Genomic DNA, 24,166 nt, shown 5'->3' on the forward strand with positions numbered 1-24,166 from the left:
TGGAGGACTGTCTAGCGGAAGTCGATGAGGAGCATCTCCGTGTCGGTGCCGTCGCTGGCCCCGCCCGGGTCGTCCCCGTCGCGGTTGCCGTCCCCGCTGCCGTCCTCGTCGGAGGGGTCGCTCTCGGCCCGGTCGGCGACCACGGCCCGGAAGCACTCGCACTCGTAGGCGAGCTGCATCCCGTCCATGCCTCGGCCGTAGTCGTCGTAGAAGTCGAGGACCTCGGCGAGCTTGGCGGCGCGTGCCGGCTCGTCGAGCGCGGCGACGTAGGACCGCGACGCGACCAGGTCGACGATCGAGGAACGGTTGATCTCCTGCCAGTGTGAGAACGTCGAACGGTCGACGTAGCCGAACAACGGCGAGGTGACCAGCGCGTCGACCGCGCTGTCCGTGCGCTCCTTGACGGTCGGTTGCTCACCCAGCAGCGCCCAGAGCTTGCGCACCCAGGGGATCTTGGCGTCGCGGTTGTTCCAGGCCACTGCCACCGCGCCACCCGGCTTGAGCACCCGTGCGATCTCGGGCAGTGCCCGGTCGGTGTCGAACCAGTGGAACGCCTGCCCGGCGACCACCACGTCGACGGAGCGGTCCGGCAGCGGGATGTCCTCGGCAGTGCACTCGCTGGTGGGTACGTCGGGCAGGTGCCGCTTCAGGACGGCGAGCATGCCGGGGTCCGGGTCGGAGGCGTGGACGTCGTGCCCCAGGGCGACCAGCTCGCGGGTGAGCTTGCCGGTGCCGGCGCCGAGCTCGAGGACCGTGGCGGCGTCGCGGCCGACCAGCCACCGGGCCGCGTCGGCCGGGAACGACGGCCGCCCCCGGTCGTAGGCCTCGGCGAGCGGACCGAACGCGCGCGAGAGCCGGCTGACCTCCGGGCGCTCTTCGCTGCTCATCACGGGCAGGCTACCTGCTCGAATCGCCCCGTCCCCGCGACGCGTCCGGTGACGTCCTAGCCTGGGCGCACGATGCCTCCGAACTTCCCGGTCTCCGCGACCGACACGGCCGCGCTGCTCGACCGGCTGCACGCTCTCGAAGGGGTGCCGTCGGCGCTGGCGGCGGCCCTCGACGGGATCGACGCGGTGCTGAGAGACCGCGGACTCCGTCGTACGGCACCCGACGTGACGGGGGAGTCGTTGCTGCGCGGTGCCCACGCCAGCGCGGTGCTGGAGGGTTCGTCCTCGACGCTGGACGACGTCCGCGAGGGCTCGTGTGACGAGGTCGCGGCCGCCTCGGTCCGGTTGTCGACCGAGCTGTTGTCGCTGGCGCCGGTGCTGCGGCGCTCGCCGCTCCAGGCGCTGGCCCGACTTCACACGCTGGCGGGAGCCGGCGCCGTCCCGGACGACCAGCTCGGCCGGCCGCGCGACGCCGAGTCCGCTCAGCTGCTGCGGACGGTCTCGCAGGTGCTCTCGTACGACGGGCCCGCGCTGCTCGTGGCGGCGGTCGTCCACGGCGAGCTGGTCTCGGCGTCGCCGTTCGCGTCCCACAACGGGCTCGTCGCTCGCGCCGCGGAGCGGCTGGTGCTCGTCGCCCGGGGGATCGATCCCACCTCTCTGATCGTGCCCGAGGCGGGTCACTTGGCGTTGCGGCCGGCGTACGAGGCGAACAGTGCGGGCCTGCGGGACGGTGGGCAGCAGGGGGTCCACCGCTGGCTGCTGTACGCCGCCGAGGCGTACGCCGCCGGCGCCGAGGCCAGCCCCCTCGGCCGTTCCCGACCCTGACCGTGCGATCTCGCATGCGAGCGGCACCCGACTCGAGATGGACTCGGGTGCCGCCGCTGACACGTGGGCCGTGGCTACCAGGCGTGCATCTCTGGAGTTGCTGCCCCGGGCATTTCCCGGCGACAGGCGCCCTGTAGGAAGGGTGGATCGCCGCGTGGGTACCCAGCTCACGTGCGGGTCTTCAGATGTGTGTCTCCTGTGTACGCCTGCCGGCGCGACACTTCAAGACTTGATTTCCTGACCCCGGGATGCGTCCGACGTGCTCAGGAGGCGGTGCGCCGGCGCCGCGCGTTCCACATCAGTCCTCCCACCGCCAGGACCCCGCCGACCGCCAGGGCGGCGAGGGTCGGCTTGGCCGGAGGCAGCGGCACCCGGCTGCGCAGCGTCACCGGCTTGGTGAACACCAGCACCGGCCAACCCTTCGCCGCTGCGACCCTCCGCAGCTCCTTGTCCGGGTTCACCGCGTGCGCGTGCCCGACCGCCTCCAGCATCGGGACGTCGGTCACGGAGTCGCTGTAGGCGTAGCACCGCGGCAGGTCGTAGCCGACCTGCTCGGCGAGGTCCCGGATGGCGCGCGCCTTCTCCTCGGCGTAGACGTAGTGCTCGATCTCGCCGGTGTAGCGGCCGTCCGCGATCTCCATCCGGGTCGCGACAACCCGGTCGGCCCCGAGCATCTCGCCGATCGGTCCGACCACCTCGGCCCCCGACGTCGAGACGATCACGATGTCGCGGCCGGAGAGCCGGTGCTCCTCCATCAGGCTCACCGCCTCGTCGTACACGAGCGGGTCGACGATGTTGTGCAGCGTGTCGGCCACGATCTCGCGGACGGTGGCGACGTCCCAGCCGGCGCACAGCTGCGACATGAACGCCCGCATCTTCTCCATCTGGTCGTGGTCGGCGCCGCCCACGAGGTAGACGAACTGGGCGTACGCCGAGCGCAGCACGGCTCGCCGTGAGATCAGACCGCCCGCCTGGAACGGCTTGCTGAAGGCCAGCGTGCTCGACTTGGCGATGATCGTCTTGTCGAGGTCGAAGAAGGCCGCAGTGGGGCGGGTCACGCGCCCCATCGTAGGGGCGGCGGGTACTCCGTTCTGGGACCACCGAACCTCCACAGTCCCGGGCTGGTCCTGCTCCTCCACAGGTGGCTGCGGCGACGGTTCCGGACGACGGCGGGGCGGGAAAGGCTCCGGGCCATGAACGCACCACTCATCATCACGCGCGACGACGACCTGCTCGACGAGCTGCTGCGGCTCGGTGCCGCGGCCGGGGTCACACCCGTGGTCGCGCCCGACGGCCTCGGCGGGCTGGCTGGCTGGTCGGCCGCACCGTTGGTGCTGGTCGGGGTCGACGTCGCCCGAGAGCTGGCCGACCTCCGACCGGTCCGGCGTGACGGCGTGCACGTCGTCTCCTGGGGCGGGTTGCCGTCCGAGGCGATGGCGACCGCGCTCGCGCTCGGGGCCGAGAACGTTGCGGACCTGCCCCAGTCCGGGGAGTGGGTCGTCGAGCAGCTGACGGACCTCGGCGACGAGCGGCCGCGGCGCGCCTGGTGCGTCGGCGTCACCGGCGGCTCGGGTGGCGCCGGGGCGACGACGTTTGCCGCCGCGCTCGGACAGGTCGCGGCGGTGGACGGCCCGACGGTCGTGCTCGACGCGGACCCGCTCGGCCCCGGGCTCGACCGCGTGCTCGGCATGGAGGAGCGGGCCGGTGTCCGCTGGGACGAGCTGTGCCAGACGACCGGGCGGCTCGGTGCTGCGTCCTTCCGGGAGAGCGTGCCGCGGCGCGACGGGCTGGGGGTGCTCACGTGGTACGCCGGGCGCCGGGGCACTCTCCAGCCGTTCGCGGTCCGCGAGGTGCTGTCCGCCGCCTGCCGTGGCCACGAGACCGTGGTGATCGACCTGCCGCGCAGCCGTGACCCGCTCCTCGACGAGGTCGTCGCCCGCTGCGACCTGATGCTGGTGGTCGCCCGCCCGACGGTCCTCGGGCTCGCCGCGGCAGGCCGGGTCGTGACCGGCCTCCCGGAGGGACGCGCGGTCCTTGTCCTGCGCGGGTCGGGCCTCGACGACGTCGACGTGGCTCGGGTCGTCCCGGCACCCGTCGTCGCGCGGATGGGGGACCAGCGCGGGCTCGCCGAGTCCGTCGACCTCGGACTCGGTCCGGTCCGTACCCGGCGGTCGCCACTGGCCCGCGCGGCCCGCCAGGTCATGGCCCAGGGCGAGGGTGCCTCGGCCGCCGTCGCATGACCGCGGCTGCTGCCCCGGCCGACCTGGTGGAGGTGGTCCGTGACCGACTCGCCAGCACACCCGGTGAGCTGACGCCGCACCGGGTGGCAGCGGCGCTGCGGGCCGCGGGTCGGCCGGTCGGTGACGCCACCGTGCTCGCCGTCCACGAGGCGTTGCGCCACGACGTCGTCGGTGCCGGCCCGCTCGAGCCCCTGCTGCGGATGCCCGAGGTCACCGACGTCCTGGTCAACGGGCCGGACCAGGTCTTCGTCGACCGCGGCGCTGGGCTGGAGCGGGTCGACCTGCGGCTGCCCGACGACGACGCGGTCCGGCGTCTGGCGCAGCGGCTCGCGGCGACGGCCGGCCGCCGGCTCGACGACGCCACCCCGTTCGTCGACGCCCGGCTGGCCGACGGCACCCGCTGCCACGCCGTCCTCGCTCCGGTGGCCCGCCCGGGAACCACCGTGTCGCTGCGCGTCCCGAGCCGGCGACCACTGTCGCTCGACGACCTGGTCGCGGCGGGCACCGTCACCGAGCACGGCGCCCGGCTGCTCGGTTCGATCGTCCGGCGACGTCTCGCCTTCCTGGTGACCGGCGGCACCGGCGTCGGGAAGACCACGCTGCTCGCCGCCCTGCTCTCCCTGGTCGACCCGGGGGAGCGGATGGTGCTGGTCGAGGACATGAGCGAGCTCCGGCCCGATCATCCGCACGTCGTCGGGCTCGAGGCGCGACCGCCGAATGTCGAGGGTGCCGGGGAGGTCACGGTCCGCACGCTGGTGCGGCAGGCGCTGCGGATGCGACCCGACCGGCTCGTGGTCGGCGAGGTGCGCGACGCCTCGGTCACCGACCTCCTGGCAGCGTTCAACACCGGTCACGACGGGGGTTGCGGCACCCTGCACGCCAACTCCGCGGCCGACGTCCCGGCCCGGGTCGAGGCGCTCGCGCTGGCCGCCGGCTGGAGCCGGGAGGCGACGCACAGCCAGCTCGCCGCCGCGCTCGACGCGGTGGTCCAGCTCGGGCGGCGCCGCGACGGCACCCGTGTGTTGCGGGAGGTCGCGGTCCCGAGCCGAGGCGCCGACGGACTGGTCCTGATGCTGGCGGCCGTGACGTTCGACGACGACGGCGAGGTCGTGCTCGGCGACGGCGCGACCGACCTCGACAGCCGGCTGTCCCGGTGACAGCGGTGGCCGTGGTTCTTGCCGGCGCTGCGGCCTGGTTGGTGATCAGGCCGCCGCCGGTGGTGGCCGCCGGTTCGAGGGCGGGCCGCGCCCCGGGCTGGCCGCCGACCGTCGTCTCTGTGGCCGGGGTCGCCGGCCTCGCCGCTGTCGTGGTCGGCCCGGTTGCCGCGGTGGCGGTCGCAGCGCTGATGGCGGCGCGGACGCTGGTGCGGGCTCGGGAGCGGCGCCGTACCGCCGCCGAGGCGGGGTCCCAGGTCCTCGACGCGTGCGAGCTGATGTCGGCCGAGCTCGCAGCCGGTCAGCCGCCGGGCCACGCCTTGCGTCGCGCCGCTGAGGCCTGGACACACCTCCTCCCCGTCGCCGAGGCGGCCGAGCTCGGGGGTGACGTACCACTCGCGCTGCGCCGGGCGGCCGCCGAGCCGGGGGCGAGTGACCTGCGGGCGGTCGCCGGCGCGTGGGTGCTGGCGCACCGCACCGGCGCGGGCCTGGCCGAGGCGCTCGACCGGGTCGTCTCCGGCATCCGCGCCGACCGGGCGCTGCGCCGGGTCGTCGAGAGCGAGCTCGCCTCGGCCCGCGCGACGGCACGCCTCGTGGCGGGGCTCCCGCTCGTGGTGCTGCTGCTCGGCAACGGCGGCGGCGGTTCGGCGGTCGAGTTCCTGCTGGGCAGCCCGTTGGGCCTGGCGTGCCTGGCAGCCGGACTCACGCTGGGGTTCGCCGGCCTGTGGTGGATCGAGCGGATCGCCGCTCAGGTCACGCGCTGATGCTCTGGGCGGTGGTGACCCCTGCCCTGCTGGCCGGGCTTGGGACCGCTCTGTGGTTCTCGCCCGCACCCGAACGCCCGCGCCGCGACCTGGCGGCCGCATCCGAGCCTCCGGCGTCACCCCGGCCGGAGCGGGTACGACGGGCGCGGCTGGTCTGGCCCGCCTCGTGCCTGGTGGCGGGCTGGCTCCTGTGGCCCGGCTGGGGCGGCGTCGTGCTCGGAGCCGGCGCGGCGGCGATCGTGCACCGCGTCGTCGCCGGAGCGGAGCCCCTCGAGCAGCGACGCGAACGCGCGGCGGTGCGCGCAGACCTGCCACTGATCGTCCTGTTCCTCGCCACGGCGCTGCGAGCCGGCGCCTCCACGACGTCCGCCGTCCGGCAGGCCGCTGCTGCGCTACCGGGTCCGGCCGCCGACCGGCTCCTGGTCGCCGCCGACCGCCTCGCCCTCGGAGTGCCTCCGGAACGCGTGTGGGAGACGCTGGCCGGCGACACCGAGCTGGGCGCGGTCGGCCGCGCCCTTGCCCGGGCCGAACGCACCGGGGCCGCGGTGGCGGCGGTCGTCGAGCGGCTGGCAGACGACCTGGCGGGGGCCGCCCGCGCCGAGGTCGAGGACCGGGCACGCGCGGTCGGGGTGCGGGCGGCGGTGCCGCTCGGTGTGTGCCTGCTCCCGAGCTTCCTGCTGCTCGGGATCGTCCCGTTGGTGGCCGCTCTGGTCGATGGGCTGGGCCCCTGACGCCGAGCCACTCACCGTCCACATGTCGCCGTCAAGAGCCGCCTTCCACAGCATCCGCGCCACCGCTCGCGCGACGTCGGCGGTCCGCGCGAGAGTCGACGCAGACGGCCGCAGGGGGCGGCCGTCACACGAGGAGGCAGGCATGAGACACCACATCGTTCGGACCGGCGGGCACCGTGACGCAGGCATCACCACGGCGGAGTACGCGGTGGGCACAGCCGCCGGCGCGGGCCTGGCCGGCTTGCTCTACAAGCTGCTGAGCGGTGGCTTCGGCGAGAAGCTGCTTCGCACCCTGTTCGACCACGTGCTCGGACTGCTGGGCCTCGGATGAGTCGAGGGGTCCGCGCCGAGCGGGGGGCGGTGACTGCTGAGCTTGCTCTCGGTCTGCCCCTCCTGCTGGCCGTGACCGTCGGCCTGGTGTGGTTGCTCGCGGTCGGGGCCGCCCAGGTGCGTGTGGTCGACGGGGCGCGCGAGGCCGCTCGCGCACTCGCGCGTGGAGACGCCGAGGGGTCCGCCTTCGCGCGCGCGGCGGAGGTGGCCGGGCCCGGCAGTCGCGTGGCCGCGTCCTACGGTGACGGCCGCGTGAGCGTCACCGTCGACCGCCGGGTGTCCGGGCCCGGCGGGCTCTTCGACGCCTGGCCCGAGGTCGGTCTGCACGCCGAGGCAGTGGCAGCGGCGGAGGCGCCATGATGTTCCACCGCCGGTCCGAGCGGGGAGCAGCCTCGGTCGTGATCGTGGCGTGCGCCGCCGTGCTGCTGCTCGTGGGGTGCGGGCTCAGCACGGTGGCCGCGACCGTGGTGGCTCACCGACGGGCGCAGCTCGCCGCCGACCTCGCAGCACTGGCGGGGGCCGGTGACGTCCAGCGTGGAGGCGACGGCTGCACCGAGGCCGGCCGCGTCGCCACCGCGAACCAGGCAGCGTTGCGGACCTGCCGGTTGGTCGACGCCGACCTGGTCGTCGAAGTGAGCGTCACGGGCCCGCGCTGGCTCGGGCTGGGCGCCGACCTGGACGGTCACGCGCGGGCCGGGCCGGGTCAGAGGTGCGGTGCTTCCGTGGGTGTCCCGTGCTGAGACCGGCAACCCGTCAGGGGTTCTCGTCCCGCTCGTCGTGCTTGCGCTCGGCCTCGACGCGGTCGAGCTTCTGGGAGAGCTCCTCGAGCTTCTTGGACTCCCGACGCCGCTGGAGTGAGCGCTTCGTCCCGAACCTGAGGATGCCGAAGCCCCAGAGCACGGCCACCCCCGCGGCGACGCCGAGCAGGAAGACCGTCACGGCGCTGAGGTCGATGCTGAGCAGCGCCGCCGACCCCTGGAGGTCGAACACCGCTGCGACGATCACCACCGCACCGAGCGCGATCAGCACGACTCCGAGGATCACCATGCTCGCAGGCTACTCGCGAGAGGCCGGTGCGTGTGCGAGCAAAGCGTCGAGCAGGGTTCGGGCCCCGCCCTTGTCGAGCGGGTGGTTCTGGTTGCCGCACTTGGGCGACTGGACGCACGAGGGGCAGCCCTCCGTGCAGGTGCAGTCCGCGATCGTGTCGCGGGTCGCCCGTAACCACTCGGCAGCGGCGCGGTAGCCGCGCTCGGCGAACCCGGCCCCGCCCGGGTGGCCGTCGTGGACGAACACGGTGAGCTGGCCGGTGTCGGGGTGCAGGGCGGTCGACACACCGCCGATGTCCCAGCGATCGCAGGTCGCGACCAGAGGCAGCAGGCCGATCGAGCAGTGCTCGGCCGCGTGCGCCGCCCCGGGGACGTCGGCGTGGGCGAGTCCGGCGGCCTCCACGACGTCGTCGGGAACCGTCCACCAGACCGCCACCGTGCGCAAGGTGCGCTCGGGAAGGTCGAGCGGCTCCTCGCCGATGACCTCACCTCCGGGGTGGCGCCGTTTCAGGTACGACACGACCTGCTGGGTGACCTCGACATCACCGAGCGACAGCCGGCACGGTCCCCACCGGATGTGCTCGCGCTCGTCGAGGACGGAGACGGAGGTGATCTCCCGGGCCGACGTCGACCAACCCGGGTCGTTCCGCTCGAGCAGGGCGACCCGGTCGTCGAGGTCGAGGTCGGTCACCAACCAGGTCTCGCCGCGATGGAGGTAGACCGCGCCGCGATGGGCCGTCCCGTGGCTGCGCGCACCGTCGACCGTTCCGACGACTCGACCGGTGCCGGCCTCGAGCAGCTGGACCTGCGCACCGCCGGCCGACCGGATGTCGGCCAGCTCCGACGCCGGGCGGCGGTCGGTCCAGAACCAGCCGCGCGGGCGGCGGCGGAGCAGTCCGGCCTCGGTGAGCTGGTCGCGGACCGTGGCCGTGGTCGGCCCGAACAGCGCGTCGTCGGCCGGGGTCAGCGGCAGCTCCTGCGCAGCCGCGCACAGGTGAGGCCCGAGCACGTACGGGTTGTCCGGGTCGAACACGCTCCCTTCGACCGGCTGCCCGATCAGCGCGTCCGGGTGATGGACCAGGTAGGTATCGAGCGGGTCGTCGCGCGCCACCAGCACCCCGAGGGCGTCGCGAGCGCCGCGGCCGGCGCGCCCCAGCTGCTGCCACAGCGCCGCCCGGGTGCCGGGGAAACCGACCATCACCACGGCGTCGAGTCCGGAGATGTCGATGCCGAGCTCGAGCGCGTTGGTGGCGGCGAGCCCGATCAGGTCACCACGCCGCAGTCGCTCCTCGAGCTCGCGCCGCTCCTCGGGGAGGTAACCGCCGCGGTAGGCGGCGACCTTCGCCGGCAGCGAGTCGTCGACCTCTGCCAACAGCTCCGCAGACGTGAGCGCCACCTGCTCCACACCGCGGCGCGAGCGGACGAACGCCAGCGTGCGCACGCCCGCCACGACCAGGTCGGTCAGGAGGTCGGCTGCCTCCGAGGTCGCGGCGCGGCGTACCGGGGCTCCATGCTCGCCGAGGTACGACGTGAACGGCGGCTCCCACAGCGCCAGCGCGACCTGGCCGCGGGGCGACCCGTCATCGGTCACCGCGCGCACCGGCAGGCCTGTGAGTCGGCTCGCGGTCACCGCCGGCTCGGAGATCGTCGCCGACGCGAGCACGAACGTCGGATCCGCGCCGTACCGGTCACAGATCCGTCGCAGGCGTCGCAGCACCTGACTGACGTGGGCTCCGAAGATGCCGCGGTAGTGATGGGCCTCGTCCACCACGACGTAGCGCAGGCTCGCGAAGAAGCGCGACCAGTGCGCGTGGGCGGGCAGCAGCGAGCGGTGCAGCATGTCGGGGTTGGTGAGCACGTACTCCGCGTGGTCGCGGGTCCAGTCCCGCTCCTCCCGCGTGCTGTCGCCGTCGTGGGTCGACAGCCGGACGTCGAGACCCAGCGAACGCAGCGATGCCCACTGGTCATGGGCCAGTGCCTTGGTCGGGGCGATGTACAGCACGGTGGCGCCGCGCTGGCCGCGGTCGCCGCGCGCCGCCTGTGCCCCCGCCAGTGCCGGCAGCTGGAACGCGAGGGACTTCCCGGAGGCGGTGCCGGTCGACACGACCACGTGCGTCCCGGCCCACGCCGCCTCTGCGGCTTCCACCTGGTGCGACCAGGGTCGAACGACGCCGCGCTCCACGAAGGCCTTGCACACCGACGCAGGCGTCCAGTCCGGCCACTCCGACGATCGGGCCTCCCGGGGCGGCAGCAGCTCGAGGTGGGTCAGCCGGTCGTCGCGGCCCCGGGCGACCGTGAGGTCGTCGAGCAGCGCGGTGGCCCACGAGTCGTGCTGGGGGTCCGGCGCCGTCACTCGGGCAGTCTCCCAGGGGGTCCCGTCAGGTCGCCGCGGATCCCTGTGGACGAGGTGTTGAGCGAGCGTATGCACCCATGGATAGGGTCGGCGTGCTTTGATAGGGCCGGCAGACGGAACGAAGGGCCCGTGACCCGGGCCGACCGAGCCCGGGACGGCGGGATCTTGGGGAGAGCAGACGTGGACCTGACACTGACGACGCGCGAGGCGGATGGGAAGACCATTGTCGCTGTCGGTGGGGAGATCGACGTCTACACGGCCCCCAAGCTGCGCGACAAGATCACCGAGCTCGTCGGCTCCGGCTCCTACCACCTGGTCGTCGACATGCAGGAGGTCGAGTTCCTCGACTCCACCGGTCTCGGCGTCCTGGTCGGCGGCCTGAAGAAGGTCCGCGCCCACGACGGTTCGCTTCAGCTGGTCTGCAACCAGGACCGGCTGCTCAAGATCTTCCGGATCACCGGCCTGGCCAAGGTCTTCATGATCCACGAGTCCGCCGACGAGGCGCTCGCTGCCGGCTGACTGCCCGCTGGCTCACCCCCCGGACGGCGCTCCGGCACCGCCGTGGTCCGGCTCGCACCCCCGTGCGGTGAGCCCGGAGGCCGTGCGTAGACTCCGCACGTTCATGCGACTTGAGTCACTCCCAGGAGGAATCACATGACCGGGATCACTCCCGCTGTCGTGGAGGTCTCCGGTGGCAACCTCGTCCTGGTCCTGATTGTCCTCGCGATCTCGCTCGGCGCGCTCGCGATGGCCTACAAGTTCCGCCAGGAAGTGCTTGCTGCCGGTGAAGGCACCGACAACATGAAGAACATCGCCCAGGCGGTGCAGGAGGGCGCGAACGCCTACCTGCAGCGGCAGTTCAGGACGCTGGGCGTTTTCGCCCTGATCGCGTTCTTCCTGCTGCTGGCGCTGCCCGCCGACGACTGGGTGATCCGGGTCTTCCGGTCGGTCTTCTTCCTGCTGGGTGCCTCGTTCTCCGCTGCGATCGGCTACCTCGGCATGTCGCTCGCAGTGCGCGCGAACCTGCGGGTGGCTGCGGCCGCGGAGACGCAGGGTCGCGACCCGGCGATGAGCATCGGCTTCCGCACCGGAGCGTTCGTCGGCATGGCCACGGTGGGCCTCGGCCTGCTCGGCGCCAGCGTCGTGGTGCTGCTGTTCCAGGACGACGCACCCGAGGTGCTCGAGGGCTTCGGCTTCGGCGCCGCGCTGCTGGCGATGTTCATGCGAGTCGGCGGTGGCATCTTCACCAAGGCCGCCGACGTGGGTGCGGACCTGGTCGGCAAGGTCGAGCAGAACATCCCGGAGGACGACCCGCGCAACGCCGCGACCATCGCCGACAACGTCGGTGACAACGTCGGTGACTGCGCCGGCATGGCGGCGGACCTCTTCGAGTCGTACGCCGTGACGCTGGTCGCCGCGCTGATCCTGGGCTCGATCGCCCTCGGCGACGCCGGGCTCGTGTTCCCGCTGCTCGTCCCGGCGATCGGCGCCCTCAGCGCCGTGGCCGGTGTCTACCTCATGCGGCCGCGCGCCGGTGAGAACGGCCTGGTCACCATCAACCGGGCCTTCTACCTCTCTGCCGCCTTCGGCGCCGTCGCGTCGTTCGCGCTGGCGTTCATCTACCTGCCGACCGACTTCTCCGAGCTCAGCGGTGCCGGGGACAGCGCGCTGGACCAGCTGATCGGGGTCACGCCCGAGGGCAACCCGGCCCTGATCGCCGGCGTGGCCGTGGTCATCGGCGTGGTGCTGGCCGCCGCCATCCTCGGGCTCACCGGGTACTTCACCGGCACCGACTACCGCCCGGTCAAGGACGTCGGGCGCACGTCGCTCACCGGTCCGGCCACGGTGATCCTGTCCGGCCTCGCGGTCGGATTCGAGTCGGCCGTCTACACGACGGTCGTGATCGCCGCGGCGGTGTTCGGGGCGTTCCTGCTCGGAGGCGGCTCGCTGTCGATCGCGTTGTTCGCCGTGGCGCTCGCCGGCTGCGGTCTGCTGACCACCGTCGGCGTGATCGTCGCGATGGACACGTTCGGTCCGGTCTCCGACAACGCGCAGGGCATCGCCGAGATGTCCGGTGACGTCAGCCCCGAGGGGGCCCAGATCCTGACCGAGCTCGACGCGGTCGGCAACACCACGAAGGCGATCACCAAGGGCATCGCCATCGCCACCGCGGTGCTCGCAGCCAGCGCGCTGTTCGGCTCCTACATCGGCACCGCGATCGAGGCGGTCCGGGAGGCCGGCCCCGAGCAGCAGGAGTTCGCCTCGTTCATCTTCGGCTTCTTCGTGTTCGACCCGGCCGTGCTCGTGGGCGTGCTGCTCGGTGTGTCCGTGGTGTTCCTGTTCTCCGGTCTTGCGATCAATGCCGTCGGCCGGGCTGCCGGCGCAGTCGTCATGGAGGTCCGCCGCCAGTTCCGGGAGATCCCCGGGATCATGGAGGGCACCGGCCGTCCGGAGTACGGCAAGGTCGTCGACATCGTGACCAAGGACTCGCTGCGCGAGCTGGCCACGCCCGGCATCCTCGCCATCCTGTCGCCGATCGCCGTGGGCTTCGGCCTGGGCGTCGCCCCGCTGGCCGGGTTCCTGGCCGGCGCGATCGGCTCCGGCACTCTGATGGCAGTGTTCCTCGCGAACTCCGGTGGCGCGTGGGACAACTCCAAGAAGCTGGTCGAGGACGGCCACCACGGCGGCAAGGGCTCGTTGGCCCACGAGGCCACGATCATCGGCGACACGGTCGGTGACCCGTTCAAGGACACCGCCGGTCCGGCCATCAACCCGCTGCTCAAGGTGATGAACCTGGTGTCCCTGCTGGTCGTGGGCGCCGTGGTCAGCATGACCCTCGGCGAGGACGCCAACCGTCCGCTGTCGATCGTGATCGCGGTCGTGGCGGCTGCCGGCATCGTGGCGGCGGTCGTCGTCTCGAAGCGGCGGAGCGCGGTCATCGGCGACGACGACCCGGGCACGCCCGCCGAGCCGCCGGCGGCACCGCCGGCACCGGCCGCGGAGGCTCCGGACACGGTCACGCCCGAGGACGAGCCCGCCCCGACCCAGCAGTTCGAGCCGACCGAGTCGCGCTAGGCACGATCCGCACCTTCAGGTAGCAGCACCTCGACCCCGTCCGGTCCCGGGCGGGGTCGAGGTGCGTCCGGGCGCCGGTGCGAGGATCGCCGGATGACCGATCCGAACTTGGTCGTCCGGCTGCGCGCCGCGCTGGTCGGGGCCGGGTACACCCACGACGCCGTGGTCGACCAGATCGGCCCGGAGGCGCACGCCGCGCTCGGTCGCAACGAGACCACACCCGCCCGGCGGCGTACCCGGGACGGATCGCCGCTCTCCACCCTGGTCCGGCTGTTCCTGCTCCAGACCGCAGTCTCGCGGGCCGCGGCCGACGCAGCCCTCCCCGACCTCGTGCAGGACCTGCGCGCCGAGCGGCTGGTCGAGCACAGCGCAGGTGAGGTCACGGCGCTCGTCGACTGCCGGCCGTACGCCGACGACGACCGCGACCTGTGGGTGCTCAGCGACCTGACGCCCGGCCTGGACGGCAGCCCGCATCGCGTCCGCGCCGACCACGTGCTGGGCATCAGTCCGGCGTCGACGTCGCTCGCCCAGCTGACGCTGCGTCACGACGTCGACCGGTCCTTGGATCTCGGCACCGGCTGCGGCGTCCAGGCCCTCCATCTCGCCCGCCACAGCCGTCACGTGGTCGCCACGGACGTCAACGCCCGCGCTCTGTGGCTGACCCGGCTGAACGCCGTGCTCAACGAGACCGACCCGATCGACGTCCGCGCCGGCTCGCTCTTCGAACCGGTCGCCGGCGAGCAGTTCGACCTGGTCACGACCAACCCGCCGTTCGTGATCAGCCCGCCCGGCGGCGAGGTCCTCACCTACCGCGACAGCGGGCTCCCGGGCGACCGCGTCGTTGAAGAGATCGTGCGGACCGCTCCGACGCACCTGACCGAGGGCGGCTGGGCCCAGGTGCTGGCCAACTGGGCGATCGTGCGTGACCGACCGTGGGACGAGCGGCTCGCCGGCTGGCTCGACGACGGCACGAGCGCCTTGACCGTGCAGCGGGAGGTGCTCGACCCGGCGGCGTACGTCGAGCTGTGGCTCAAGGACGCCGGGCTCCACGGCGCCGCCGACTACCTGGCGCGCTACGACGCGTGGTCGGGCTGGTTCGAGGAACAGCGGATCGAAGGTGTCGGGTTCGGTTGGATCAACGTGAGGAACGCCCCGGGACCGCACACCTTCCTCGACCACCCGTACGCCGTGGAACAGCCGATCGCGCCCGCGGTGGCGGCGTGGGGCGAGGCGGTCGCGACCCTCGAGGCGCTCGACGACCAGGCGCTGCTGTCGGCCTACCCCGTTGTGGCGTCTGACGTGCGACAGGAGACCGACGGCCGCCCGGGCGAGCCGGACCCGCAGACGATCGTGCTGCGGCAGCAACGCGGGCTGCGGCGCGCCCGCACCGCCGACACGGTGCTCGCCGGGTTCGTCGGTGCAGCCGACGGTGACCTGCCCACGGGTCGGCTGCTCGAGGCGCTGGCCACGCTGGTGGGTCGCGACCCGGTCGAGGTCCGAGCGGCGTACCTGCCAGAGGTGCGCGCCCTCGTCGCGGAGGGCTACCTGCGCCTCGACCCTGCCCCCGGGTGATTGAGGGGGGATTGACAAGTCGCGCTACCGTGATCCGCCGTCGGCCCGTCTGGCCGGCCGAGCACGCCCCGGAACGAAGAGAGAAGCACGCCTGTGCCCCACAAGCTGGTGATCGTCGAGTCGCCCGCCAAGGCCCGCAAGATCGCGGAGTACCTCGGCTCGGGCTACGTCGTCGAGTCCTCGATCGGGCACATCCGGGACCTGCCGACCAGCGCCGCCGACACGCCCGCCAAGATCAAGGACCAGCCGTGGGGCCGGCTCGCGGTCGACGTCGACCACGGATTCGAGCCGTACTACGTCGTGCCGCGGGACAAGAAGGCGCACATCTCGAAGCTGAAGAGCCTGCTGAAGGACGCCGACGAGCTCTACCTCGCGACCGACGAGGACCGCGAGGGCGAGGCGATCGCGTGGCACCTGCTCGACGAGCTGAAGCCGAAGGGCATCCCGGTCAAGCGGATGGTGTTCCACGAGATCACCAAGCCCGCGATCCTGGCCGCCGCGGAGAGCCCACGCGAGCTCGACATGGACCTCGTCGAGGCGCAGGAGGCACGCCGGATCCTCGACCGCCTCTACGGCTACGAAGTGTCGCCGGTGCTGTGGAAGAAGGTCATGTCGGGTCTCTCGGCCGGGCGCGTGCAGTCGGTCGCCACCCGGTTGGTGGTCGACCGTGAGAAGGAGCGGATGGCGTTCCGGTCCGCGTCGTACTGGGACCTCGAGGGCACGTTCGACGCCGGCGCCGGTCACGAGCAGCGGATGTTCCCCGCGCGCCTGCACAGCATCGACGAGCGGCGGGTCGCCCGTGGCGCTGAGTTCGGACCCGACGGCGAGCTGACGGAGAAGGCGGTGCGCGCGGGAGTCGTGCACCTCGACCGCGGCCGCGCCGAGGCGCTGGCGGCCGGGCTGCGCGACACGACCTATGACGTGCGGTCGGTCGAGTCCAAGCCGTACCGCCGCTCGCCGTACGCGCCGTTCCGCACCACGACCCTGCAGCAGGAGGCGTCCCGCAAGCTCGGGATGAGCGCCTCGGTGACGATGTCGGTCGCGCAGCGGCTGTACGAGAACGGCTTCATCACCTACATGCGGACCGACTCGACGACCCTCTCCGGCGCCGCCGTCGGCGCGGCCCGCTCGCAGGTGCGCGAGCTGTACGGCGCCGACTACCTCCCCGACCAGCCGCGGGTCTACGCCAGCAAGGTCAAGAACGCGCAGGAGGCGCACGAGGCGATCCGGCCGGCGGGTGACTCGTTCCGTACGCCCGCCCAGACCGGGCTCACCGGCGACCAGTTCCGGCTGTACGAGCTGATCTGGATGCGCACCGTCGCCTCACAGATGAAGGACGCCGTCGGCCAGTCGGTCACGATCCGGGTCGGCGGGGCGGCCGCCAGCGGCGAGGACGTGGTGTTCACCGCCAGCGGTCGGGTCATCACGTTCCACGGCTTCCTCAAGGCCTACGTCGAGGGGACGGACGAGGGCGGCCAGAAGGACGACGCCGAGACCCGGTTGCCGAACCTCGACGAGGGCGACCGCGTCAGCGCCGCGTCGGTGAGCGCCAACGGTCACGACACCAAGCCGCCGCCGCGTTACACCGAGGCGACCCTGATCAAGGAGCTCGAGGAGCGCGAGATCGGTCGGCCGTCGACGTACGCGTCGATCATCGGCACCATCCTCAACCGCGGGTACGTCTACAAGAAGGGCAGCGCGCTGGTCCCGGCGTGGCTGGCGTTCTCGGTGACGCGGCTGCTGGTCGAGCACTTCCCGCGGCAGATCTCCTACGAGTTCACCGCTCGGATGGAGGACGTGCTCGACGACATCGCGGGCGGCCGGCGCGACCGCAACAGCGAGCTGGCGGAGTTCTACTTCGGGTCCGGCGACGTCGAAGGGCTCAAGACGCTGGTCAGCGAGCTCGGCGAGATCGACGCCCGCGAGCTCGCGACGTTCCGGATCGGCGCGCCAGAGGACGGCGTGAAGCTGCGGGTCGGCCGGTACGGGCCCTACCTCGAGGGCGACGACGACGGGCCGTTCGCCGGGAAGCGGGCCAACGTGCCTGACGACCTGCCGCCCGACGAGCTGACCGTGAGCAAGGCGCGCGAGCTGTTCGAAAACCCCGCGGGGGAGGAGATCGAGCTCGGCGAGCACCCCGAGACCGGGCTCCGCGTCGTGGCCAAGAACGGCCGCTACGGCCCGTACGTCACCGAGCAGCTGCCCGAGGACGCCCCGAAGAAGGACAAGCCGCGCACGAGCTCGCTCTTCAAGTCGATGAGCCTCGACACCGTGACGCTCGAGGACGCCGTGAAGCTGCTCTCCCTGCCACGGGTGGTCGGCACCGACCCGGAGTCCGGCGAGGAGATCACCGCCCAGAACGGGCGCTACGGCCCCTACCTGAAGAAGGGCACGGACTCGCGCTCGCTGGAGTCCGAGGAGCAGCTCCTCACCGTCACGCTGGAGGAGGCGCTGGCGATCTACGCCCAGCCCAAGCAGCGCGGACGTGGTGCGGCCACGGCCCCGCTCAAGGAGCTCGGCAACGACCCGGTCTCCGGCCAGCCGGTGGTCGTGAAGTCGGGTCGGTTCGGCGAGTACGTCACGGACGGCGAGTACAACGCGACGCTGCGCCAGGCCGACTCCGTCGAGTCGATCACGCTGGAGCGGGCGGCCGAGCTGCTCGCCGAGCGGCGCGCGAAGGGGCCGGCGAAGAAGACCGCCAAGCGCGGGGCGAAGAAGACGACGAAGAAGAGCCCGGCCAAGAAGACGGCCAAGAAGACCGCGAAGAAGTGACCGGGCCGCTGCGGATCGGCGGCGGTGACGGACTCGTCGTCGAGGTCGCTCCGCTCGGAGCTCGGATCACCTCGATCCAGCTGCTGGCCCCCCGCGCAGGCGTACGCGAGGTCACCCGAGGCATCGCCTCCGACCAGGAGTACCTCGCGTCGTCGACCTACCAGGGCTGCACCGTGGGCCGGGTCGCGAACCGGATCGCCGGCGGCGACCTGCCGCTCGACGGGCGGCGGTATCCACTGGCGACCAACGACCTCGGGAACACCCTGCACGGCGGGCCCGACGGGTTCGACCGCAGGACCTGGGACGTCGTCGAGCACGCAGCTCGTCGGGTGGCCCTCGCGCTGGTCAGCCCCGACGGCGACCAGGGCTTCCCCGGGACGGTCCGGGTGCGCGCCACGTTCGAGGTGGACGGACCGGTGCTGCGCACGTCGTACGACGCCGAGACGGACGCGCCCACGGCCCTCAGCCTGGCCAGCCATCCGTACTTCTCGTTGACCGAGTCGGTGGCCGACCACCGGTTGCGAGTGGTCGCGTCGTCGTACCTCCCCGTCGACGCCACCGGCGTCCCGACCGACATCGCATCGGTGGCCGGCTCGGCCTACGACCTGCGCGAGCCAGCACGGGTCGACCCCGCCTTCGACCACTGTTGGCTCCTCGACGGCACCGGGTTCCGCGAGGTCGCCGAGCTGACCGGGGGCGGGCTCTCCGTCACGCTCGCGACGGACCAGCCGGGACTGCAGGTGTACGCCGGGGGCGGTGAGGTGTCCGGGATCGCGCTCGAGCCGCAGGGCCTGCCGGACGCGGTCCATCATCCCGAGTGGCCCTCGGTCGTCCTGCGCCCCGGCGAGCAGTACCGGTGGCGCTCGGAGATCACCGTCCGCCCCGTCACCACCCGCCCGTAGGGTGAACCCGTGACCGACGGGACCTTCAGCGAGACCGGGGTCTTCGTCTGCTTCGAGGGTGGCGAGGGCGCCGGCAAGTCGACCCAGGCGCAGGCGCTGGCCGCGTGGCTGACCGACGAGGGCTACGCCGTGCGGCTCACGTTCGAGCCTGGGGACACGCCGGTCGGCAAGCAGCTGCGGGCGATCGTCCTCGACCCCGCCACCGGCGCGCTGTCGCCGCGGACCGAGGCGCTCCTCTACGCCGCCGACAAGGCCGAGCACGTCGACACCCTGGTGCGGCCCGCGCTCGACCGGGGTGAGGTCGTCATCACCGACCGGTACGTCGACACCTCGCTCGCCTATCAGGGTGCCGGCCGCGTGCTCGACCTCGCCGACGTGACCGCCGTCCAGCGCTGGGCGACGGCGGATCTGCGGCCCGACCTCACGATCGTGCTCGACGTCGATCCCGCCGACGGGTTCGGCCGGTTCGAGGGACGCGACAGGATCGAGGCCGAGCCGCTCGAGTTCCACCGCCGAGCCCGCCAGGCGTTCCTCGACCTCGCCGCCGCCGACCCCGACCACTACCTCGTGCTCGACGCGCGCTCCCCGGTCGACGAGATCGCGGCCGCGGTGCGCGAACGGGTCCGACCGCTGCTCACCAAGGCGGCGCGATGACGATCACCGAGTCCCGGACGGTCTGGGAGGGCCTGGTCGGCCAGAACCGGGTCGCGGAGTCGCTGCAGGCGGCCGTCGGGGGCCGCGGCATGACCCACGCCTGGTTGTTTACCGGACCGCCCGGCTCCGGGCGGTCGAACGCGGCGGTCGCCTTTGCGGCCGGGCTCCAGTGCGAGGACGGCGGGTGCGGCGCCTGCCACGCCTGTCACACGGTGCTGAAGGGTACTCACGCCGACGTCACCGTGGTGCGCACCGAGAAGCTGTCGATCGGCGTCGACGAGGTCCGCGACCTGGTGCGGCGCTCCGCGCTGGCGCCGGTCGGGCGGCGCTGGCAGGTCATGATCGTCGAGGACGCCGACCGGCTCACCGAGCAGGCGTGCAACGCGCTCCTCAAGGCGATCGAGGAGCCCACGGACCGGACCGTCTGGGTCCTGTGCGCCCCCACGATCGAGGACGTGCTCCCGACGATCCGCTCCCGGTCCAGGTTGGTGTCCCTGACCACGCCCCCCGCCGCCGACGTCGCCGAGTTCCTGGTCCGCACCGAGGGCGCGTCGGCCGAGCGGGCGTCGTACGCCGCCAGGGCCAGCCAGGGCCACATCGGACGGGCCCGGGCGCTGGCCCGCGACGACGTGGTCCGCGACCGCCGCGACCGCGTGACCGCGATCCCGGCGACCCTGACCTCGCTCGGAGCCTGCTTGCAGGCAGCGTCCACGCTCGCCGACGAGACCAAGGCGGAGGCCGACGAGATCACCGGCGACCTCGACACCCGCGAGCGGCAGGACCTCGCGGAGGCGTACGGCGTCGTCGAGCGGGGCCGCCGCCCACGGGAGTACGGCCCGGCCCTCGCCGCGCTGGAGCGGTCGCAGAAGACACGCGCCAAGCGCCGACACCTCGATGTCGTCGACCGCGGCCTGATGGACCTCGCCTCGGTCTACCGCGACGCGATCGCGGTCGCCGCGGGTGCCCCCGGTGAGCTGATCAACGAGGAGCGCCGCGCCGAGATCGAGCGACTCGCCGCCGGTTCGAGCGCCGAGCTCAACCTCCGTCGGCTGGGCTGGATCTTCGAGGCCCGCGAGCAGATGCTCGAGTTCAACGTGCCCGTGGCGCTCGCGCTGGAGTCGATGATGGTGGCGTTGAAGCTGCCCGACGGGGCGCGGCGGTGAGGCGGATCCTCGTCGCGGTCGTGGTCCTCGCGCTGCTGGGTGCCGGCCTGGTCGCTGCCGGACTGCTCGGCGGCCAGCGGGACGATCCCGAGCGCACCTACCCACCTGCTCCGCCGGAGGCAGGGTCCGAGCAGCCGCCGTCAGCGCGGTTGGCGGCGTTCTACGGGCAGCAGCTCGACTGGCAGCCGTGCGGTGACGAGGAGTGCGCGCGGCTGACGGTGCCGCTCGACTACGACCGACCAGAGGGCCGCACCATCGAGCTCGCTCTGCTGCGGGTGCCCGCCCGGGCCGAGCGGCTCGGAGCCCTGGTGGTGAACCCCGGCGGGCCCGGAGCACCCGGCACCGAGTACGCCGCGGCCGCGGGCGCCGCATTCGGACAGCCGCTGCTCGAGCACCTCGACGTGGTCGGCTTCGACCCGCGCGGGACCGGCGACAGCGTGCCGGTCGACTGCCTGAGCGACGACGAGCTCGACGCCCGCATCGCCCTCGACCCCAGTCCCGACGACGCGGCCGAGCGGCAGGCCCTGGTGCGGAGTGCGGTCGACTTCGGCCGCGGCTGCGTCGCCGACGACGCCGATCTCGCGGCTCACGTCTCCACCATCGAGACCGCTCGCGACATGGACGTGCTCCGCTCCGCGCTCGGTCGGGCGGAGCTCGACTACTTCGGCGCGTCCTACGGCACCTCGCTCGGTGCGACGTACGCCGAGCTCTTCCCCGAGCGGGTGGGCCGGTTCGTGCTCGACGGAGCGGTCGACGTGTCGGCGACCGCGCGCGAGGCGAACCTGGGCCAGGCGCGTGGCTTCGAGACCGCGCTGCGCGCGTACGTCGAGAACTGCGTCGACACGGTGGACTCCTGCTTCCTCGGCGACTCCGTCGACGAGGGCCTCGGGCGGATCACCGAGTACCTCGAGCAGGTCGACGCCGAACCGCTTGCCGCCGGCGACGGTCGACAGGTAACGGTCGGGACCTCGTTCTACGGCATCGTGACGCCGCTCTACGTGCGCGAGTACTGGCCGATCCTCAGCGTCGCGCTGCGGCGCGCGTTCGACGGCAACGGCGGAGCGCTACAGGCCCTCGCCGACCTCTACACCTCGCGCGACCCGGCCGGTGGCTTCACCGACAACAGCTCCGAGGCGAATCTCGCCATCAACTGCCTCGACGATCCCACCGCGATCCCGCCGCGCGCGGTCGCCGACGAGCTGCCGGCGTTCCGCAAGGCCTCGCCGACGTTCGGTGACGTCTTCGCCTGGAGCCTGATCACCTGTGCGGGCCAGGTGGCCGAGTCCACCGAGGACCCGATCGAGATCGACGGCTCCGGGGCCGCCCCGATCGTGGTGATCGGGACGACCCGCGACCCGGCCACGCCGTACGAGTGGGCGCAGGCGCTGGCCGACCAGCTCGACTCCGCCGTCCTGGTGACCCGCGACGGCGATGGCCACACCGGTTACCACGCCGGCAACGACTGCGTCGACGACGCGGTCGAGAGCTTCCTCCTCGAAGGCACCGTCCCCACCGAGGGCCTTACCTGCTGACCCGGCAGTTGTGTGCACTTCAAACCCGCTGACCCGGCACTTGTGTGCACTTCAAACCCGCTGACCCGGCAGTTGTGCGCGCGTCGAACTCGCTGACCGGGCAGTACGGCGACGTGGTCAGCGGGTAGGGATCGGCTCGGCGACCGACTGGATCCGCTTGGTAGCCAGCTCGATCATCAGCCGGGCGGCAGGGGAGAGGGTGCCGCCGGCCCGGTGCACCACGGCGAACATGTCGAACTGGCGCGGCCGCAGCGACACCATCCCGGCGCCCGGGGCCAGGCGGGGGATCAGCTGCTCGGCGGCACCTCGGGGGATCACGGTGTCGGCGAGCCCCATCCCGACCAGCTCGACGGCCGTCTCGACGTCCTCGACCTCGATCCGCGTCTGCGGGTTGTGGCCGGCCTCGTGGAGCAGCTGGCGCAGGATGATCCGGGTCGAGTCCTCGGCCCGCCAGGTCGTCTCGGGCATCACCAGCGCGGCGCGCGCCAGCCGCTGCGGCGTGACGGGGGAGGAGACCCGGTCCGGGTCGAGGCTGACGTACATGAGCTCGTCCCGCGCCACCGGGATCACGGTCATCCCCTCGCTGTTGACGGTGGGCACGGCGATCATCGCCGCCTCCAGGCGGCCCCGACGCAGCTCGTCCTGGACCTCGTTGGAGTTCTGACCGATCAGCTCGACCCGCAGGCCCGGGTGCTGTCGCAGGACGTCTGCGACCAGCTCGGCGCCGGCGTACAGCCGGGCGGTGCCGAACATGCCGAAACGGATCGTGCCGGTCTCGAGCGCCGTCACCTGCCGCATCGCCCGCCGTGCGTCCTCCGCCGCGGCCAGGGTCCGCTCGGCGTGCGGACGCAGCGTGTCCGCGACCGTCGTCGGCACCACCCCACGGCCGACGCGACGGAACAGCTGCGCGCCACACGACTTCTCGAGCGACCGGATCTGCTCGGAGATCGAGGGTTGCGCGTATCCCAGCTCCTCCGCGGCGGCGGTCAGCGAGCCGTGCTCGTACGTCGCGAGGAAGCAGCGCAGCTGATGCAGTGAAAACATAGGCATCTCCTTGAGGTCCTGCTGGAAAGTGAGGCTACCTCTATGGGCCGCAGGAGCCCACCATGGGAGGACCAGCCAGGACAGGACCACGAGGAGGAACCGTGTTCGCCCACCACTGCACTGCCTGCGACCGCCGACAGCTCGTGCTCTCCGGCCAGGTCGACGGGATCGTCAACACCGATCACGGGATGATCGTCAGCTTCCGCTGCTGGTGCGGTGCGGAGCAGACGATGGTGACCGGCCGCACCGCCCGGCGCCGCCCGCTCGTCTCGCACGCCGCCTGAGGCGACGTGCCTGGTCGCCTCGCCGGAGAGGTGAAGGCGGGGTCATCGCTGGTTTCGCGGCGCGCTGCCACGCTCCGTATACTCACCCGGGTTGCCCGGGCGAGCCCCGGGCAGCGCGCCGCCTTAGCTCAGTCGGTAGAGCGATTCACTCGTAATGAATAGGTCGTCGGTTCGATTCCGACAGGCGGCTCCCCGTTAGGTTTCTCAGTTCGTCGTCACCATCGCGGTGCCCAGACCGATCATCATCAAGCCGCCCGTGGCGCCCACAGTGTCAAGGCGCCGGGGTCGACTGGCCATCCACATCCGAGCTCGGCCGGCGAGCGCTGCCCACACGCTGTCGGAGACGAGCTCCATCAGCGCGAACACCAGTCCCAGCAGGACGATCTGTGGCGCAGTCGGCGCCGAGGGTGAGGTGAACTGCGGCAGGAACGCCACGAAGAAGAGAACGGTCTTCGGGTTCGTGACCCCGACGACGAAGCCGGTCGCCACGGCCGCGCGAGCACGCTCGGGAGGGCGCTCACCCGAGAGCAGCGCGAGCCTCGCGTCCCCGCGGTGACGGATCGCCTGGACGCCCAGCCACACGACGTACGCCGCCCCCACCACCTTGACGACCGTGTAGGCCGTGGCGCTGGTCGCCACGACGGCGCCGAGGCCGACCGCGACCAGCATCGCCTGCACGGCGAGCCCGGTCGCGTTGCCGACCACCGAGAGCAGCGCCTCGCGCAGGGTCACTGTGAGAGCCCGTCCGAGCATGAAGAGGAGGCTCGGGCCCGGGACCTGGATGAAGAGGAAGGACGCGATGAGGAAGGCGGCCCACTGTCCGGACGTCGGCATGGCT

At 72.6% G+C, this 24,166-nt stretch carries 23 protein-coding genes and 1 tRNA gene; 18 read left to right on the forward strand and 6 right to left on the reverse strand.

Going from position 1 to position 24,166, the window contains the following annotated elements; all coding sequences use genetic code 11:
- Positions 1 to 11 precede the first annotated feature (11 nt).
- Positions 12 to 887, reverse strand: a complete 876-nt coding sequence (locus tag VFZ39_RS14535; protein ID WP_330866492.1) for a class I SAM-dependent methyltransferase — start codon at positions 885 to 887, stop codon at positions 12 to 14.
- A 72-nt stretch (positions 888 to 959) separates the two neighbouring features.
- Between VFZ39_RS14535 and VFZ39_RS14540 the strand changes: the two genes are divergently transcribed.
- Positions 960 to 1,712, forward strand: a complete 753-nt coding sequence (locus VFZ39_RS14540) for an oxidoreductase (RefSeq protein WP_330866493.1) — start codon at positions 960 to 962, stop codon at positions 1,710 to 1,712.
- A gap of 263 nt (positions 1,713 to 1,975) precedes the next feature.
- Here the strand turns inward: VFZ39_RS14540 and VFZ39_RS14545 are convergent, their stop codons facing one another.
- Entirely contained in the window at positions 1,976 to 2,779 is an 804-nt protein-coding gene (locus VFZ39_RS14545) for an HAD family hydrolase (RefSeq protein ID WP_414690300.1), read from the reverse strand.
- A gap of 126 nt (positions 2,780 to 2,905) precedes the next feature.
- On the opposite strand from VFZ39_RS14545, the gene ssd reads away from it, so the two are divergent.
- The 7 genes from ssd to VFZ39_RS14580 all read left to right on the forward strand — a co-directional run bounded on the left by ssd (position 2,906) and on the right by VFZ39_RS14580 (position 7,671).
- Positions 2,906 to 3,952, forward strand: coding sequence for a septum site-determining protein Ssd (gene ssd / locus VFZ39_RS14550; RefSeq protein WP_330866495.1), 1,047 nt, complete (start codon positions 2,906 to 2,908; stop codon positions 3,950 to 3,952).
- Positions 3,949 to 5,109 carry a TadA family conjugal transfer-associated ATPase gene (locus tag VFZ39_RS14555; protein WP_330866496.1) on the forward strand — a complete coding sequence of 387 codons (1,161 nt, stop codon included), beginning with the start codon at positions 3,949 to 3,951 and terminating at the stop codon, positions 5,107 to 5,109. Before ssd ends, VFZ39_RS14555 begins: the two co-directional genes overlap by 4 nt.
- A complete protein-coding gene (locus VFZ39_RS14560) occupies positions 5,106 to 5,870 on the forward strand; it encodes a type II secretion system F family protein (protein WP_330866497.1) in 765 nt (254 codons plus the stop codon). The genes VFZ39_RS14555 and VFZ39_RS14560 overlap by 4 nt, the downstream gene beginning before the upstream one ends.
- Before the next feature lie 11 nt (positions 5,871 to 5,881).
- A complete protein-coding gene (locus VFZ39_RS14565) occupies positions 5,882 to 6,601 on the forward strand; it encodes a type II secretion system F family protein (protein ID WP_330866498.1) in 720 nt (239 codons plus the stop codon).
- 142 nt (positions 6,602 to 6,743) lie between these two features.
- Positions 6,744 to 6,932, forward strand: coding sequence for a DUF4244 domain-containing protein (locus tag VFZ39_RS14570; protein WP_330866499.1), 189 nt, complete (start codon positions 6,744 to 6,746; stop codon positions 6,930 to 6,932).
- A 29-nt stretch (positions 6,933 to 6,961) separates the two neighbouring features.
- Positions 6,962 to 7,291: a TadE family type IV pilus minor pilin gene (locus VFZ39_RS14575; protein WP_330866500.1), complete on the forward strand. Its 330-nt coding sequence runs from the start codon at positions 6,962 to 6,964 to the stop codon at positions 7,289 to 7,291.
- On the forward strand, positions 7,288 to 7,671 hold the full coding sequence (locus tag VFZ39_RS14580; RefSeq protein WP_330866501.1) for an Rv3654c family TadE-like protein: 384 nt from the start codon (positions 7,288 to 7,290) through the stop codon (positions 7,669 to 7,671). The genes VFZ39_RS14575 and VFZ39_RS14580 overlap by 4 nt, the downstream gene beginning before the upstream one ends.
- 13 nt (positions 7,672 to 7,684) lie before the next feature.
- On the opposite strand, the gene VFZ39_RS14585 is transcribed toward VFZ39_RS14580, so the two are convergent.
- Both VFZ39_RS14585 and VFZ39_RS14590 read right to left on the reverse strand, forming a co-directional pair.
- Positions 7,685 to 7,978 (reverse strand): hypothetical protein, encoded by a 294-nt coding sequence (locus tag VFZ39_RS14585; protein WP_330866502.1) that lies wholly within the window; start codon positions 7,976 to 7,978, stop codon positions 7,685 to 7,687.
- Positions 7,979 to 7,987: 9 nt separating this feature from the next.
- Positions 7,988 to 10,330, reverse strand: a complete 2,343-nt coding sequence (locus tag VFZ39_RS14590; RefSeq protein WP_330866503.1) for a DEAD/DEAH box helicase — start codon at positions 10,328 to 10,330, stop codon at positions 7,988 to 7,990.
- A gap of 180 nt (positions 10,331 to 10,510) precedes the next feature.
- On the opposite strand from VFZ39_RS14590, the gene VFZ39_RS14595 reads away from it, so the two are divergent.
- The 8 genes from VFZ39_RS14595 (at position 10,511) to VFZ39_RS14630 (ending at position 22,000) form a co-directional block, all read left to right on the forward strand.
- The gene (locus VFZ39_RS14595; RefSeq protein ID WP_330866504.1) at positions 10,511 to 10,849 is read left to right on the forward strand and encodes an anti-sigma factor antagonist; all 339 of its coding nucleotides are present in this window, start codon (positions 10,511 to 10,513) and stop codon (positions 10,847 to 10,849) included.
- Between the two features lie 135 nt (positions 10,850 to 10,984).
- Positions 10,985 to 13,405, forward strand: a complete 2,421-nt coding sequence (locus VFZ39_RS14600; protein ID WP_330866505.1) for a sodium-translocating pyrophosphatase — start codon at positions 10,985 to 10,987, stop codon at positions 13,403 to 13,405.
- 93 nt (positions 13,406 to 13,498) lie between these two features.
- Positions 13,499 to 14,977: a DUF7059 domain-containing protein gene (locus VFZ39_RS14605; protein WP_330866506.1), complete on the forward strand. Its 1,479-nt coding sequence runs from the start codon at positions 13,499 to 13,501 to the stop codon at positions 14,975 to 14,977.
- A 93-nt stretch (positions 14,978 to 15,070) separates the two neighbouring features.
- The gene (gene topA / locus VFZ39_RS14610) at positions 15,071 to 17,749 is read left to right on the forward strand and encodes a type I DNA topoisomerase (protein ID WP_330866507.1); all 2,679 of its coding nucleotides are present in this window, start codon (positions 15,071 to 15,073) and stop codon (positions 17,747 to 17,749) included.
- Positions 17,746 to 18,651: an aldose epimerase family protein gene (locus VFZ39_RS14615; protein ID WP_330866508.1), complete on the forward strand. Its 906-nt coding sequence runs from the start codon at positions 17,746 to 17,748 to the stop codon at positions 18,649 to 18,651. Before topA ends, VFZ39_RS14615 begins: the two co-directional genes overlap by 4 nt.
- Before the next feature lie 9 nt (positions 18,652 to 18,660).
- Positions 18,661 to 19,305 carry a dTMP kinase gene (tmk, locus tag VFZ39_RS14620; protein ID WP_330866509.1) on the forward strand — a complete coding sequence of 215 codons (645 nt, stop codon included), beginning with the start codon at positions 18,661 to 18,663 and terminating at the stop codon, positions 19,303 to 19,305.
- Positions 19,302 to 20,468, forward strand: coding sequence for a DNA polymerase III subunit delta' (locus VFZ39_RS14625; protein WP_330866510.1), 1,167 nt, complete (start codon positions 19,302 to 19,304; stop codon positions 20,466 to 20,468). The genes tmk and VFZ39_RS14625 overlap by 4 nt, the downstream gene beginning before the upstream one ends.
- Positions 20,465 to 22,000, forward strand: coding sequence for an alpha/beta hydrolase (locus tag VFZ39_RS14630; RefSeq protein ID WP_330866511.1), 1,536 nt, complete (start codon positions 20,465 to 20,467; stop codon positions 21,998 to 22,000). Before VFZ39_RS14625 ends, VFZ39_RS14630 begins: the two co-directional genes overlap by 4 nt.
- 117 nt (positions 22,001 to 22,117) lie before the next feature.
- Here VFZ39_RS14630 and VFZ39_RS14635 read toward each other — a convergent pair whose 3' ends face one another.
- Entirely contained in the window at positions 22,118 to 23,044 is a 927-nt protein-coding gene (locus VFZ39_RS14635; RefSeq protein WP_330866512.1) for a LysR family transcriptional regulator, read from the reverse strand.
- Between the two features lie 101 nt (positions 23,045 to 23,145).
- On the opposite strand from VFZ39_RS14635, the gene VFZ39_RS14640 reads away from it, so the two are divergent.
- Positions 23,146 to 23,328, forward strand: coding sequence for a hypothetical protein (locus VFZ39_RS14640; RefSeq protein WP_330866513.1), 183 nt, complete (start codon positions 23,146 to 23,148; stop codon positions 23,326 to 23,328).
- A 117-nt stretch (positions 23,329 to 23,445) separates the two neighbouring features.
- Positions 23,446 to 23,518 (forward strand) — tRNA-Thr (locus tag VFZ39_RS14645).
- A 14-nt stretch (positions 23,519 to 23,532) separates the two neighbouring features.
- Here the strand turns inward: VFZ39_RS14645 and VFZ39_RS14650 are convergent.
- Positions 23,533 to 24,162, reverse strand: coding sequence for a LysE family translocator (locus VFZ39_RS14650; protein ID WP_330866514.1), 630 nt, complete (start codon positions 24,160 to 24,162; stop codon positions 23,533 to 23,535).
- Between the last annotated feature and the right edge of the window lie 4 nt (positions 24,163 to 24,166).

This window comes from Nocardioides sp. (assembly GCF_036374615.1).
Classification (GTDB): domain Bacteria; phylum Actinomycetota; class Actinomycetes; order Propionibacteriales; family Nocardioidaceae; genus Nocardioides.

What these genes read in the sequence shown, in the direction of transcription:
- VFZ39_RS14535 (WP_330866492.1), bottom strand. Translation starts at nt 887, where the DNA reads ATGAGCAGCGAAGAGCGCCCGGAGGTCAGCCGGCTCTCGCGCGCGTTC.
- VFZ39_RS14540 (WP_330866493.1), top strand. Translation starts at nt 960, where the DNA reads ATGCCTCCGAACTTCCCGGTCTCCGCGACCGACACGGCCGCGCTGCTC.
- VFZ39_RS14545 (WP_414690300.1), bottom strand. Translation starts at nt 2,779, where the DNA reads ATGGGGCGCGTGACCCGCCCCACTGCGGCCTTCTTCGACCTCGACAAG.
- ssd (WP_330866495.1), top strand. Translation starts at nt 2,906, where the DNA reads ATGAACGCACCACTCATCATCACGCGCGACGACGACCTGCTCGACGAG.
- VFZ39_RS14555 (WP_330866496.1), top strand. Translation starts at nt 3,949, where the DNA reads ATGACCGCGGCTGCTGCCCCGGCCGACCTGGTGGAGGTGGTCCGTGAC.
- VFZ39_RS14570 (WP_330866499.1), top strand. Translation starts at nt 6,744, where the DNA reads ATGAGACACCACATCGTTCGGACCGGCGGGCACCGTGACGCAGGCATC.
- VFZ39_RS14580 (WP_330866501.1), top strand. Translation starts at nt 7,288, where the DNA reads ATGATGTTCCACCGCCGGTCCGAGCGGGGAGCAGCCTCGGTCGTGATC.
- VFZ39_RS14585 (WP_330866502.1), bottom strand. Translation starts at nt 7,978, where the DNA reads ATGGTGATCCTCGGAGTCGTGCTGATCGCGCTCGGTGCGGTGGTGATC.
- VFZ39_RS14600 (WP_330866505.1), top strand. Translation starts at nt 10,985, where the DNA reads ATGACCGGGATCACTCCCGCTGTCGTGGAGGTCTCCGGTGGCAACCTC.
- VFZ39_RS14605 (WP_330866506.1), top strand. Translation starts at nt 13,499, where the DNA reads ATGACCGATCCGAACTTGGTCGTCCGGCTGCGCGCCGCGCTGGTCGGG.
- VFZ39_RS14625 (WP_330866510.1), top strand. Translation starts at nt 19,302, where the DNA reads ATGACGATCACCGAGTCCCGGACGGTCTGGGAGGGCCTGGTCGGCCAG.
- VFZ39_RS14635 (WP_330866512.1), bottom strand. Translation starts at nt 23,044, where the DNA reads ATGTTTTCACTGCATCAGCTGCGCTGCTTCCTCGCGACGTACGAGCAC.
- VFZ39_RS14650 (WP_330866514.1), bottom strand. Translation starts at nt 24,162, where the DNA reads ATGCCGACGTCCGGACAGTGGGCCGCCTTCCTCATCGCGTCCTTCCTC.